The 14,237-nt window shown below is 71.6% G+C and carries 9 protein-coding genes; 8 read left to right on the top strand and 1 reads right to left on the bottom strand.

What is annotated here, in order from left to right; translation table 11 throughout:
• Positions 1–3: 3 nt before the first annotated feature.
• From gatA to DSC45_RS17445, 8 genes are all read left to right on the top strand, one after another.
• On the top strand, positions 4–1,500 hold the full coding sequence (gene gatA, locus DSC45_RS17480) for an Asp-tRNA(Asn)/Glu-tRNA(Gln) amidotransferase subunit GatA (RefSeq protein ID WP_119291968.1): 1,497 nt from the start codon (positions 4–6) through the stop codon (positions 1,498–1,500).
• A gap of 5 nt (positions 1,501–1,505) precedes the next feature.
• Positions 1,506–1,739: a hypothetical protein gene (locus DSC45_RS17475; RefSeq protein WP_119291966.1), complete on the top strand. Its 234-nt coding sequence runs from the start codon at positions 1,506–1,508 to the stop codon at positions 1,737–1,739.
• A gap of 17 nt (positions 1,740–1,756) precedes the next feature.
• A complete protein-coding gene (gene gatB / locus DSC45_RS17470) occupies positions 1,757–3,265 on the top strand; it encodes an Asp-tRNA(Asn)/Glu-tRNA(Gln) amidotransferase subunit GatB (RefSeq protein ID WP_119291965.1) in 1,509 nt (502 codons plus the stop codon).
• 405 nt (positions 3,266–3,670) lie between these two features.
• The gene (locus tag DSC45_RS17465; RefSeq protein ID WP_119291963.1) at positions 3,671–5,815 is read left to right on the top strand and encodes a phosphocholine-specific phospholipase C; all 2,145 of its coding nucleotides are present in this window, start codon (positions 3,671–3,673) and stop codon (positions 5,813–5,815) included.
• A gap of 347 nt (positions 5,816–6,162) precedes the next feature.
• Positions 6,163–8,433 (top strand): MMPL family transporter, encoded by a 2,271-nt coding sequence (locus DSC45_RS17460; RefSeq protein ID WP_119291961.1) that lies wholly within the window; start codon positions 6,163–6,165, stop codon positions 8,431–8,433.
• An 81-nt stretch (positions 8,434–8,514) separates the two neighbouring features.
• The gene (locus DSC45_RS17455; protein ID WP_240434691.1) at positions 8,515–9,189 is read left to right on the top strand and encodes a hypothetical protein; all 675 of its coding nucleotides are present in this window, start codon (positions 8,515–8,517) and stop codon (positions 9,187–9,189) included.
• An 810-nt stretch (positions 9,190–9,999) separates the two neighbouring features.
• Positions 10,000–10,170 (top strand): hypothetical protein, encoded by a 171-nt coding sequence (locus tag DSC45_RS35765; protein WP_162929255.1) that lies wholly within the window; start codon positions 10,000–10,002, stop codon positions 10,168–10,170.
• Positions 10,171–10,688: 518 nt separating this feature from the next.
• Positions 10,689–13,865 carry a helix-turn-helix transcriptional regulator gene (locus tag DSC45_RS17445; RefSeq protein ID WP_119291956.1) on the top strand — a complete coding sequence of 1,059 codons (3,177 nt, stop codon included), beginning with the start codon at positions 10,689–10,691 and terminating at the stop codon, positions 13,863–13,865.
• Positions 13,866–13,914: 49 nt separating this feature from the next.
• Here the strand turns inward: DSC45_RS17445 and DSC45_RS17440 are convergent, their stop codons facing one another.
• A complete protein-coding gene (locus DSC45_RS17440; protein WP_119291953.1) occupies positions 13,915–14,199 on the bottom strand; it encodes a DUF6191 domain-containing protein in 285 nt (94 codons plus the stop codon).
• Positions 14,200–14,237 lie beyond the last annotated feature (38 nt).

Raw genomic sequence — 14,237 nt, 5'->3', positions numbered from 1 at the left:
ACCATGACGGACAGCATCATCAAGCTCACCGCCGCCGAGATCGCCACGAAGATCGCGGCCGGCGAGCTCACCGCCGTCGAGGTCACCGAGGCGCACCTCGCCCGTATCGAGGCCGTCGACGAGAAGGTCCACGCCTTCCTGCACGTCGACCGCGAGGGCGCGCTCGCCCAGGCCCGTGCCGTCGACGCCAAGCGCGAGCGCGGCGAGGAACTCGGCCCGCTGGCCGGCGTCCCGCTCGCCCTGAAGGACATCTTCACCACCGAGGGCATCCCGACCACGGTCGGCTCCAAGATCCTTGAAGGCTGGATCCCGCCGTACGACGCCACCGTCACCCAGCGCCTCAAGGCCGCCGACGTGGTCATCCTCGGCAAGACCAACATGGACGAGTTCGCCATGGGGTCCTCGACCGAGAACAGCGCGTACGGACCGACCGGAAACCCCTGGGACCTCACCCGGATCCCCGGCGGCTCCGGCGGCGGCTCCAGCGCCTCGCTCGCCTCGTACCAGGCACCGCTCGCGATCGGCACCGACACCGGCGGCTCCATCCGGCAGCCCGCCGCCGTCACCGGCACGGTCGGCGTCAAGCCGACCTACGGCGGGGTCTCGCGCTACGGCATGGTCGCCTTCTCCAGCTCCCTCGACCAGGGCGGCCCCTGCGCCAGGACCGTGCTTGACGCGGCCCTCCTGCACGAGGCGATCGCCGGACACGACCCGCTCGACTCGACCTCGATCGACGCCCCGGTCCCGGCGGTCGTCGACGCCGCGCGCAACGGCTCGGTCGCGGGCATGCGCGTCGGCGTCGTCAAGGAGTTCGCCGGCGAGGGCTACCAGGCCGGCGTCGTGCAGCGCTTCAACGAGGCCGTGGCGGTACTCGAGGAGCTGGGCGCGGAGGTCGTCGAGATCTCCTGCCCGTCCTTCGACAAGGCGCTCGCCGCGTACTACCTGATCGCGCCCTCGGAGTGCTCCTCCAACCTGGCCCGGTTCGACGCCATGCGCTACGGCCTCCGGGTCGGCGACGACGGCACCCGCTCGGCCGAGGACGTCACCGCCCTCACCCGCGAGGACGGCTTCGGCGACGAGGTCAAGCGCCGCATCATGCTCGGCACCTACGCGCTGAGCTCCGGCTACTACGACGCGTACTACGGCAGCGCCCAGAAGGTGCGCACCCTGATCACGCAGGACTTCGAGAAGGCCTTCGAGCAGGTGGACGTACTCGTATCGCCCACCACGCCCACGACGGCCTTCCCGATCGGCGAGCGTGCCGACGACCCGATGGCCATGTACCTCGCCGACCTGTGCACCATCCCGACCAACCTGGCCGGCAACGCCGCCATGTCCCTGCCCTGCGGCCTCGCGCCGGAGGACGGACTGCCGGTCGGCCTGCAGATCATCGCCCCCGCCACGAAGGACGACCGTCTGTACAAGGTCGGCGCTGCCGTGGAGGCCGCGTTCGTGGAAAAGTGGGGACACCCGCTGCTCGAGGAGGCTCCGTCGCTGTGAGTGCCATGGCAAAGAAGGCCAAGAACTTCAAGAAGTCCAAGACCGGCGTCTACATCTCACTGGCCAGCACCGCGGCCGGCACCATGAGTGTCGTCAAGCAGGCCAGGATGGCCCGCCAGGACAACGACATGCTGCGGCTGGCCGACGCCGCCGTCTCCGCCGCCGCGATCGTGACCGGCCTGGCCATCCTCTACCGCGAGCTGAAGCGGCTCGGCGACGACGACGTACTGCTGGGCTGAGAGGGAAAGTTTTCACCGTGACTGTCATCGACCTGGTCTCGTACGAGGACGCCCTCGCGACGTACGACCCCGTCATGGGCCTAGAGGTCCATGTCGAGCTCGGCACCAAGACCAAGATGTTCTGCGGCTGTTCGACCGAGCTCGGCGCCGAGTCGAACTCGCAGACCTGCCCGACCTGCCTCGGCCTGCCCGGGGCGCTCCCCGTCGTCAACGCGATCGGCGTGGAGTCCGCCGTCAAGATCGGTCTCGCGCTCCACTGCGAGATCGCCGAGTGGTGCCGCTTCGCCCGGAAGAACTACTTCTATCCGGACATGCCGAAGAACTTCCAGACCTCCCAGTACGACGAGCCGATCGCCTTCAACGGCTATCTGGACGTCCAGCTGGAGGACGGCGAGGTCTTCCGCGTGGAGATCGAGCGCGCCCACATGGAGGAGGACACCGGTAAGTCGACGCACGTCGGCGGCGCCACCGGCCGAATCCACGGCGCATCCCACTCGCTGCTCGACTACAACCGCGCCGGAATCCCGCTCATCGAGATCGTCACCAAGCCGATCGAGGGCGCGGGCGAGCGTGCACCCGAGGTGGCCAAGGCGTACGTCGCCGAACTGCGCGAGCTCATCAAGGCGCTCGCGGTGTCCGAGGCGCGCATGGAGCAGGGCCAGATGCGCTGCGACGTGAACCTCTCGCTGCGGCCGCACGGCCAGGAGAAGTTCGGCACCCGCTCCGAGACGAAGAACGTCAACTCGCTGCGCTCCGTGGAGCGTGCGGCCCGGTTCGAGATCCAGCGGCACGCCGCGGTGCTCTCGTCCGGCGGCACGATCGTCCAGGAGACGCGGCACTTCCACGAGGAAGACGGCTCGACGACCTCGGGCCGTATCAAGGAGGAGGCCGAGGACTACCGGTACTTCCCCGAGCCCGACCTCGTCCCCGTCGCGCCGTCGCGTGCCTGGGTCGAGGAACTGCGGGCCGGCCTGCCGGAGTTGCCGCGGGTGCGCCGTAACCGGCTCCGTGAGGAGTGGGGCGTCTCCGAGCACGACATGCAGTCGATCCTCAACGCCGGCGCGGTCGACCCGATCGCCGCCACCATCGAGGCCGGTGCGGACGCCGCATCGGCGCGCAAGTGGTGGATGGGCGAATTGGCCCGCCGGGCCAACGAGGAGGGCAAGGACCTCGCGGCGCTGCCCATCACGCCGGTGCAGGTGGCCCGGATCACCGCGCTCGTCACGGGCGGTGAGCTGAACGACAAGCTGGCCCGCCAGGTGATCGAGGCCGTCCTGAACGGCGAGGGCGACCCGGACACCGTCGTCGAGAAGCGCGGCCTCAAGGTCGTCTCCGACGACGGCGCGCTGTCGACCGCGGTCGACGAGGCGATCGCCGCCAACCCCGGTGTCGCGGACAAGATCCGCGGGGGCAAGGTGGCGGCTGCGGGCGCGCTGGTCGGTGCGGTCATGAAGGCGACGCGTGGGCAGGCGGACGCCGCGCGGGTCAAGGAACTCATCCTCGACAAGCTCGGGGTCGAGGCTTAGCTCTTGCGGTGGAGGGGCGGAACCGGTGCGCCGGTTCCGCCCCTCCGGTCGTTCCGCCCCTCCGGTCGTTCCGCCCCTCCGGTCGTTCCGCCCCTCCGGTCGTTCCGCCCCTCCGGTCGTTCCGCCCCTCCGGTCGTTCCGCCCCTCCGGTCGTTCCGCCCCTCCGGTCGTTCCGCCCGGTGGCTGGGGATCCCGGAAGGACTGGGTCCCGGGAGCGACTGGGCACGTAAGTACTGGGCCCCGTAAGGGCTACGCCCCCGTAAGGACTGCGCCCCGTAAGGCTCGTTCACCCAAAATGGAGCCTGCCGTCTTCCCCCGTGCACCCGTGATCGTTACCGTCCCGTGCGTCACTCCGGGCCCGTAAGTCCGATCCGCCCGGTGGACGCGGACCCGGGAGGAATACACGTGGCCAAGGACATCTCGAGGCGAAGGCTTCTCGCGCTCGGCGGCGGCGCACTCGGTGCGGCGACCGCGGGATCGCTGCTGCCGCCCTCGCTGCAGGCGGCGCTCGCCGCGGAGCCCCCGCCCGGCGGGCTCGGTGCCATCAAGCACGTGGTGATCCTCATGCAGGAGAACCGGTCCTTCGACCACTACTTCGGGACTCTGCGCGGCGTACGGGGCTTCTCCGACCGCAACGCCGTCGAACTCCCCGGCGGGAAGCCGGTCTTCGAGCAACCGGGCCTGCTGCGCACCGTCCTGCCGTTCCCGGTACGCGGCGCGGCCGATGCCCAGCAGAAGGACCTGCAGTACATCGGCGCGCTCGACCACTCCTGGTCCGGTGGCGCGAAGGCCTGGAACGACGGCTGGATGGACGGCTGGATCACCGCCAAGTCGGCCGCCACGATGGCGTATTACACCCGCGAGGACATACCCCTGCACTACGAGCTCGCCGACACGTTCACCGTCTGCGACGCGTACCACTCGTCGATCCACACCTCCACCAGCCCGAACCGCAACCACCTGTGGAGCGGGCAGACCGGCCACGAGGCGAACGGCGACCGCGCCGTCGGCAACGACGCGTACGAGGAGGGCACCCACCCCGGCTACTCCTGGGGCACCTACGCGGAACGTCTGGAGAAGGCGGGCCGCAGCTGGCGTACGTACACCGAATGGGACAACTTCACCGACAACCAGATCGAGTTCTACACGACCTTCAAGGCCATCGCCCGCAAGGTCCTCGCCGGCACCCCGCACACGTACATGGAGGCCTTCTACGCCACCGTGCGCGACGCCGCCGACGCGGCCGAGCGCGAGAAACTGCTCGCGACGCTCGACGAGGGCGTCAAATCGCTGACGGAGGCGGAACGTTCACTCTTCGAGCGGGCGCTGCGCCGGGTGCCGACCGGCACACTGGCCGACGCGTTCCGCGCGGACGTCGCCTCCGGCGAGCTGCCCGAGGTCTCCTACCTGGTGCCCGCAGCCGTCGACTCCGAGCACCCCGGATCGTCCTCGCCGATTCACAGCGCCACGCTCGTCTACAAGGTTCTGGACGCGCTCGCCTCGCACCCCGAGGTCTGGAAGCACACCGCGGTCTTCCTCAACTACGACGAGAACGACGGCTTCTTCGACCACGTGCCGCCGCCCGTGCCGCCCGCCGGAGAGACCGACGAGTGGTGGCAGGACGTTCCCACCGGGCTCGGCATCCGGGTGCCGATGCTTGTCATCTCGCCCTGGACGGTGGGCGGTCACGTCTCTTCCGAGGTCTTCGACCACACCTCGGTGATCCGCTTCCTGGAGCGCTGGACCGGCATCGAGGAGCCCAACATCGGCGCCTGGCGCCGCACGGTCACCGGCGATCTCACCGGCGCGTTCGACTTCGAGCGAGGGCAGCCGCAGCCGGAGGTGGCGCGGCCCGGTGCTGTACCGCCGCTCTCCGAGCGCTGGCAGCCCCAGCCGCCGGCCGACCAGCGCATGCCGGAGCAGGAGAAGGGCCGGCGGCCCGCGCGTCCGCTGCCGTACCGGCCCGACGTCAGTGGTCGGCTCTCCGGCGAGGGTGACGCGCGCGTGCTCCGGCTGACGGTGAGCAACGACGGGACGTCCAGCGCGCACTTCGCGCTCTACCCGTACGAGGGCGAGTTCGCGGCACCGCAGCACCTCGATGTGAGGGGCGAGGCGCAGTGGGATGTGCCCCTTACCGCCGGCGACTCCGAGGCGTACCGCTGCACGGTCACCGGGCCGAACGGATTCCGTCGAGAGTTCGCCGGGAACAAGGACTCCGCGGCGGCCGAGGTCTCGTCCCGGATCGACGCACGCGCGCGTGGAGGACGTTCGCAGGGAGGACGTTCAAGTGGTCCACGCGCGCGTGGAGTGCGTCTCATGCTGCACAACAGCGGCCCCGAGGACCTCACCTTCAAGGTCGCGGTCCTCGCGTACGGGAAGCCCGGCAGCGTCGACGTGACCGTCCCGGCCGGTGACTCCCGCAGCCATGTCCACGACGCCGCCGACGAGCACGGCTGGTACGACCTGGAGGTGACGGTGTCCGGGGACGACGCATTCCGGCGGCGCCTGATGGGGCACATCGAGGACGGGCACCCGAGCGTCTCGGGGTGATGCGCTTTCCGCCGCCCGGCCCCGGACCTGCTCCCGGCGGCCGGGCGGTGCTGGTCGCCGGGACGCGGAACCCGCACGTACACCTGAGTTCCACCGCTGTGAGTCACGACACGAAACGGGCAAAAGCCCGCTTAGCGATGGAAGAGTACGTTCCGCAGAGGGGAGTGCGGTGACGCACAGCTACGGCCTCGCAACGGCTGCGGTGATGCACCGCCGCGCCGCATGACCGCTGCGACGTACAACCGCAGCGGCGGACAACAGCACCAACGCACCACAACAGGGCGCGAGTTTCTTTGCGGGCCGTATCCCGGTAAAGATCCACGAACCAGACCCCGGGGAGCAGCTCAGTGGCAGCACTCGCACGTTGGTGCGTCAGGCACCGCCTGGTCACCGTCCTGTTGTGGCTGCTCGCCCTCGGCGGCGTGAGCGCGGCCGCCGCGGTCGCCGGTTCCGCCTACTCGAACAACTACGACGTACCCGGCACCGAGGCCGGCCGGGCCGCGGACCTCCTCGCCGAAGGCTTCGAGGACGCGGGCGGCGACAGCGTCACCGTCGTCTGGCACACCGACCAGGGCACGGTCGACGCGGCACCCGTCCAGCAGACCATGACCACCGCCCTGGACAAGATCGCCCGGCTCCCCGGCGTCGCATCCGTCGCCAGCCCCTACCACGCCTCCGGCGCCGGACAGATCGGCGCCGAAGGCCGCACCGCCTACGCCACCGTCGGCTTCGACGAGCCCGCGGGATCGCTCGACCCCGCCCACGTCGACGCCGTGGCCGACACCGCCCAGGACGCCGCGACCGACGGCCTCGACGTGGAACTCGGCGGCACCGCGGTCGCCGCGACCGGCACCGAGGGCGGTCATGTCGCCGAGGTCGTCGGCGTACTGGTCGCGGCCGTCGTGCTCTTCCTCGCCTTCGGATCGCTCGCCGCCAGCCTGCTGCCGATCGCCACCGCCCTGGTCGGTGTCGGAACCGCGTACGCCGGCATCGTGCTGCTCGGACACCTGATGACCGTCGCCGACTTCGCCCCCATGCTGGGCATGCTGATCGGTCTCGGCGTCGGTATCGACTACGTGCTGTTCATCGTGACCCGGCACCGCAGAGGGCTGAAGAGCGGCCTGACAGTGCCCGAGGCCGCGCGGAACTCCGTCGCCACCACCGGCCGCGCCGTGGTCTTCGCCGGCGCCACGGTCTGTATCGCACTCCTCGGGATGCTGATACTCCGCCTGGACTTCCTCAACGGGGTGGCCATCGCGGCCAGTCTGACCGTCGTCCTCACCGTCGCCGCGTCCGTCAGCCTGCTCCCCGCCCTCCTTTCGTACATCGGCACCCGCGCACTGTCCCGGCGCGAGCGCCGCCGCCTGGCCGAGCACGGACCGCAGCCCGAACCGCCCACCGGTTTCGCCGCCCGCTGGTCCGCCTTCGTGGAGCGCCGCCCGAAGCTGCTCGCCGCGATCGCCCTGATCGTCATGGCCACGCTCGCCCTGCCCACCCTCTCCCTCCGCCTCGGCACGTCCGACCAGGGCAACAACCCGCAGTCCTCGACAAGTCGACAGGCTTATGACCTGCTCGCCGAGGGCTTCGGCCCCGGCATCAACGGCCCGCTCACGCTGGTCGGAGAGATCGGCGGTGCCGAGGACCGCGCGGCGCTCGAACGGCTGCCTGCCGTACTCGCCGACACGCGCGGGATCGCCGAGGTCACCCGCGTGACGTACGACGAGACCGGCCGGATCGGCCACGTCACCGTCGTGCCGGAGACCGCGCCGCAGTCGGAACGGACCAGCGACCTGGTCGACCGGCTGCGCGGCGAGGTACTGCCCGCGGCCGAACGGGGCAGTGCACTCGACGTGCACGTCGGCGGCATCACCGCGGGCAACGACGACTTCGCGCGGGTGATCGTCGGGAAACTGCCGCTCTTCGTGGGCATCGTGATCGGGTTCGGCTGTCTGCTGCTTCTCCTCGCGTTCCGCTCCGTCGGGATCCCGCTGAAGGCGGCCGCGATGAACATCGCCGCGGTCGCCGCCTCGTTCGGCGTCGTGGTGGCGGTCTTCCAGTGGGGCTGGGGCAGCGAGCTGCTCGGCCTCGGGGGAGCGGGACCGATCGAGCCGTTCCTGCCGGTGATCATGGTGTCGGTCCTCTTCGGCCTGTCCATGGACTACCAGGTGTTCCTGGTCAGCCGGATGTACGAGGAGTGGCTGGAGACCGGGGACAACCGGCGGGCCGTACGGGTCGGCCTCGCCGAGACCAGCCGCGTGATCAACTCGGCCGCGGTCATCATGATTTCGGTGTTCCTCGCCTTCGTGCTGAGCGGGGACCGGGTGATCGCGATGTTCGGCATCGCGCTCGCGGCCGCGGTCGCACTCGACGCCTTCGTACTGCGGACCCTGCTGGTACCGGCGTTGATGCACATGCTGGGCAGCGCCAACTGGTGGCTGCCCCGGTCCGTCGACCGGCTGCTCCCGCGGATCAGCATCGAGCCGCCGGAGTGCCGTCCTGCGGCGGAGGTGCCGGGGGCTCGGACGGTGGGGGGGGGACGGGCTGCCCGGGGAGGGGGCCCGGGTGCCCGGCGGTCGCGGCGCGGACGGGCGTACGGACACGGGTGCGGGCGGGCCTGAAAGGGCCGCTGCGGAGGTGGCCGGGGAGCCGGATTCGGTGCGTTAAGGAACCTCTCATCCGGGACCCCTAGCGTGCGGCGCATGAGCACCGAGACCAAGACCGACACCGACACCGACAAGGTGGCCGGGAAGGCCGCCGACGACAAGAACGTGGAGGCCGACGAGAAGGCCGCGGACACGACCGAGGCCGGGGCCGAAGGCTCTGCCGCTGACGGTTCCGCGACCGCAGACGCCGACAGCAGCGGGACCGGCTCCGCGGACGCGGAGGCCGGCGCGGACTCCGACGACGACCTCGACGGTGACCTCGACGCCGAGGCCGGCACGGACGCGGACGAGTCCGGTGTACGCGCCTCCAGCGGCGTGCGGACGGGCGCGGCGGCCGTCGTCTCGGCCGCCCTGGGTTTCGTCTCCCTGAGCGGTAGCTGGGTCGGCACCGTGGCCTCCGACCGCGCCGCGCTGGTCGGGCAGATGGAGAGCTCCGTCTCGCAGAGCGCGGACGTGGGCGCGAAGATGCAGGCGGTCTACGGCGACTCCTGGCAGCTCACCGCCCTGTTCGGCGGAGCCTTCGCCCTGGTCGCCCTGGTCGTGGGCGTGATCGCGCTGGCTCGTCCGGCGTTCGGCGCGCCCGGCCGCGTACAGGCACCGTGGATCAAGTCGGTGGCCTGGGCCGGAGTGGCGCTCGGCGTGGTCGGTCTGCTCCTGGCGATCGCCAAGTACACGGACCTGATCTTCGCCCTGCCCTCCGTCCCGTCCTGACTTTCGTCCTCCCCCCTGCGCGCTTTCCCCTGAGCGCGTTTCGTGCACCGCCATCGGGCCGGTCCGGTATCTGCTCCGGGCCGGTCCGGCGGTTTTTCCGCTCCTCTGCGGCCTGCGGCCTGCGGCCTGCAGCCGGTCCGTGGAGCGGTGCGTTCGAGCGGATGCGGACGTCGTGCTCCACGCGCGCGTGGACCCCTCCCGCGGGGAGGCCACCGACGTCCAGGACATGACCACTTCTGGAGCACGCCCCAGCTGGGTGTCCTAGGTGTGCCGCCGTGTGCCGCCCGGGGAGTCCTGCATGGCACTCACGGCACTCACGGCACTCACGGCGCCCGGCACGCACTCTCGCCGCACCGCCCGATAGCCCGAGTACGTGCAGCCCGAGTACGTCCAGTACGAGGACTTCCGGCCGGCGCACCGAGAGCACGCACCGAGAGCACGCACCGGACACCGCCACCGCGAGCACCGCACACGGCTTTCCGGACACGCCCCGGAGCGGTGGTATGGATCAGCGCCGCGCCGCGCCGCCTGGCACGGCACCGGGCGCTCGCCCCCGGCCTTCGGCCGAGGGCCCCCAAGGCACCGCACCAGACCACACGACCTGATTCCAGGCTGATCCGAACGGCAAGCCTTAGTGCTGCCGGCCCGCCGCGGCCTCACCCCCTGAGGCGCCTAAGGCCCCCTGAGTCCCGGCCTAAGGCCCCAGCCCCCGTACAGATGCGGCGAACTCCCGATGTGGCGGCGCCACCTGGGCGCGCAATGTGGAGTCATCGCTCAACGCGATGTCACCACAAGCCAGGGAGTCACCCGATGGACGCGTACACGCAGCACGAGATCCGTCACGCCGAGCTCATCCGTGAGGCCGACAAGGAGCGGCTGGCCGCGCAGGCTCGCAAGGCGCGGCGCGAATCGCTCGACCAAGAGACCGAGGGGCGGGTGACCTTCCGCCCCTGGCGCCTCCGTCACCCCCGCACGGTATGAGCGCGCACCGCGACCCCGGCCCCGCACCCGACGGTGCGGGGCCGGCTGCTGGTCGGCCGGCGCGGGATGCCGAAGGGCGGAGGCGGGCGGGCCGGGAGCCCTGGGACGACGGCTCCGGGGCGGGAGGCGCGGGGCGGCCAGGACTCGACGGCCCCCCGAGTTCCGCCGTCGCCGATGGCCGGACTGTTTCCGACGGTTCGACCGGGGCCGACAGCCGGGCCGTGTCTGACCGTCACACGGTCGCCGACAGCCAGACCGTCACCCACGCCCCGACGCGCTCCCGCAGTGCCCGCACCGAGGCGGCCGAGCCCCCTGCCGGTCTTCCGACGCCCGTCCGTGCCCACGCAGCCGTCTCACCCGCGAGCCCCTCCACCACCGTCGGGCCGCCGGCCACAGCTCTGCGGGGGCCGGCCAGGGCCGTACGGGGACCGGTCAAAACCGTCGGGGCGCCGACCATCGCCCCCTCGGGACCGGCCACCACGTGGAATGGCAGTGTCGCGCTGTCGGACTCCTGTGCGATGCTCAGCGGCGTGGAGACCAGGTCATTGAGCCCCGTGTTCGTCGGGCGTACAGCCGAGCTCGCCCGACTGCGCGACGCGCTCGACCGGGCCGCCGCAGGCGAACCGCAGGCGCTGCTCCTCGGCGGCGAGGCGGGCGTCGGCAAGACCCGGCTCCTGGAGGAGTTCGCCACCGCGGCCGCGCAGAGCGGAGCGGTGACCGCTACCGGCGGGTGCGTCGAGATCGGCGCCGACGGGCTGCCGTTCGCCCCGTTCTCCACGGCTCTGCGTGAACTGCGCCGCGGCCTGCCCGAAGCCTTCGCCGCAGCCGCCGAAGGCCAGGAGGAGGAACTCGCCCGGCTGCTGCCCGAGCTCGGCGAGACCGCCCCGCGCAACTCCGCCGACGGGCGGTACGACGAGGAGGGCATGGCCCGCCTCTTCGAACTCACCGTCCGGCTCCTGGAGCGGCTGACCGCAGACCGCACCGTGGTCGTCGCCCTCGAGGACCTGCACTGGGCCGACGCCTCCACCCGGAACCTGCTCGCCTACCTCTTCCGCACCCTCCGGGGCGGCCGCCTCGTCGTCGTCGCCAGCTATCGCGCCGACGACATCCACCGCCGCCACCCGCTGCGCCCGCTGCTCGCCGAGCTGGACCGGCTCCGCACCGTCCGGCGCATGGAGCTGCCCCGGCTCAACCGGGCCGAGGTCCGCCGCCAGCTCGCCGGCATCCTGGCAGCCGAGCCCGAACAGGCCCTGGTGGACGACGTCTTCGAGCGCTCCGACGGCAACGCCTTCTTCGTGGAGGAACTCGCCTGCGCCCAGGACGGCATCAGCGACGACTGCCCGGCCGTCCTGCCCGACACCCTGCGCGACGTCCTGCTCGTACGGGTGGAGGCCCTCCCCGAGGACGCCCAGCGGGTGGCCCGCGTCGTCGCGGAGGGTGGCTCCACCGTCGAGTACGAACTGCTCCTGGCCGTCGCCGGACTCGGCGAGGACGATCTGCTCGACGCACTCCGCTCGGCCGTGGAAGCCAACCTTCTGCACGCCACACCCGAGGGCGACGGCTACCGATTCCGGCACTCGCTCGTCCGCGAGGCCGTCAGCGACGACCTGCTGCCCGGCGAACGCTCCCGACTCAACCGCCGCTACGCACAGGCCCTCGAATCCGACCCGACCCTGGTCCGGGCCGACGAGCGTGCCGCCCGTCTCGCCAGCTACTGGTTCCACGCGCACGACGCGGCCAAAGCACTGCCCGCCGTCCTCCTGGCCTCGGTCGAGGCGCGGCGCCGTCATGCCTACACGGAGCAACTCCGGCTCCTGGAACGGGCGATGGACGTCTGGGACGACGCACCGGACGACGTCAGGTCCGGCCTCAGGCCCGCGGACCACACCGGCGGCTACCCACCCTGCGGCTGCGACGACGACGCACCACTGCGCTACCTCGACCTGCTCGCCGAGGTGGTGATCGCCGGCCGCCTGGCCGGCGAGCGGGGACGTGCCCTGAAGGTCACCAAGCGGGCGATCCGACTCATCGACGACGACCCCGACCCGCTGCGCGCCGCCTGGTTCTGGACACAGCGTTCCTGGCTCATGTCGGCCCTCGGCCGCGGCGACGGCTGGGCCGAGACGGCCACCGCCCTCGAGCTGACACGAGGCCTCCCGCCGTCGCCCGTGCACGCCGAGGTACTCACCCACCGGGCCAGCTGGGGCAGCCTGCACGACCCCGGCCCCGAAACACTCGCCGCCGCCGAACAGGCGGTGGAGTACGCCCGCATGGTCGGCGCCGACAACATCGAACTGAACGCCCGGCTCACCCGCGGCGGCCTGCTCATCGAGTCCGGTGCGATCGACGAGGGTCTCAGTGAGATGTACCTGGTCCGCGCCCAGATCGTCGGCCGAGGACTCACCGGCTTCGACCGCGTGCACATCAACCTCCCGTCCGCTCTGGAAGGCGTGGGCCGCTCCGCCGAGGCCGTGGAGACCGGTGAGGCCGGCCTCACCGCCTGCCGCAAGCTGGGTCTCGTCGATTCCGAGGCCTGGGTCCTCGGCAACCTGTCGGAGTCCTTCATCGTCCTCGGCCGCTGGGACGAGGCGGCCGAGCTGGCGGACCGTACGCGACGCATTGCGACGAGTGACAAGCCTCGTGGCACCGCGTGCGAGCGGCGGGCACGACTTGCCCTCTTCCGCGGCGACGTCGGCGCCGCGGCCGAGGCCTTGGCGGAGAGCTTCGAGCACTTCGGCCAACGCGACCCGCAGCCGCAGTTCCGCCTGCCGCTGCAGGCGCTCACGGTCGCCGTCGCGGCAGCCGAAGGGCGGATTCTCGACGCCCGTGAGGCATTCGCGCACGCCACGGACCCGGGCCTGCCTCCCGGCACACACCGCTACGGCTGGTTGCTTCTGCTTGCCGCTGCCCAGGCCGAGGCGGACACCCGAGGTCTGCCGGCCGCCGAGTCCGGACGCGCCGCCGCCGTGGCACGGATCCGCGCCACCGCCAGGAGCGTCGCCACTCCGGTGCCGGTCTGGGTGGCCCACGAGCGCTGGGTACGCGCCGAACTCCTGCGGGCCGAGGGCCGGGACACCCCCGCCGACTGGATCGAGGTCACAGCGGCGCTACGCCCCACCGACCGTCCCTTCGACATCGCCCGGGTGTCCGTCCGCCTGGCCGAGTCCCTGCTGTCCCATCCCGCCGACAGCGCAGCATCCACCTCCGCCCACCCGTCCGCCGGACCAGCCTCCGCACGTGCGGGCGATGCCTCGGCACCCGACCCGGGCACCTCGCCACAGGACACCCGAGAGCAGGCCGCCGTCCTGCTGACGGAGGCTCGCGAGATCGCCGCAGCACTGCGCGCCCGCCCGCTGCTCGCGGAGATCGCGCTCCTGGCCCAGCGCGCGCGCCTCGCCCTGGCCGACGACCCGACGGCCGCAGTCACGCCGCCCCTCCCTGAGGTGCAGCCCCCCGTTGATGCCGCCGAGTCCTTCGGGCTCACCAGCCGGGAACGGGACGTACTCGCCCTGGTGGCCGCCGGACGCAGTAACCGGCAGATCGCCGAGGAACTCTTCATCTCGCCGAAGACCGCGAGCGTCCACGTCTCCAACATCCTGGCCAAACTCAACGTCTCCGGCCGCACCGAGGCCGCGGCCCTCGCGCACCGCCTACGCCTGGTGGCCCTGCCCGGCGCGGCGACATCCGCGTCCTGACCCGATCCGGCCACCCCCGCCCCGCATCGGGGCCGGATACCCGACCTCGTCAGGCCTGACGGTCCGGAGAGCCCGGGCCCCGGACGTCCGAGGAACTCTCTGTGGGCCCCGAGGACGAAGGCTCGTCCGACGCCTGAGGGGCGGCTGCCTGGGAGGTTCGTTCGGTCGGTGCCTGGTCCGGTACGCGTACGACCACGCGCCCCGATGTCAGGTCTATCGGGCCCTTGCCGGGGTCGCCGTCGTTCAGGTCGACACGGGTCAGTTCCAGACGCTTGCGCTCTTCGTTCGTGTGCTTGCGCCCCGGCGAGAAGAGCTCCTCGATCAGGTTGAACATCTCCGTCCCCCTCCGATCTTTCGTGCCCCGGTCCTCAC

It is taken from the genome of Streptomyces sp. YIM 130001 (genome assembly GCF_003574445.1).
GTDB lineage: Bacteria > Actinomycetota > Actinomycetes > Streptomycetales > Streptomycetaceae > Streptomyces.
The sequence above is the reverse complement of the archived record's forward strand: the minus strand, read 5'-3'. Positions and strand labels throughout refer to the sequence as shown.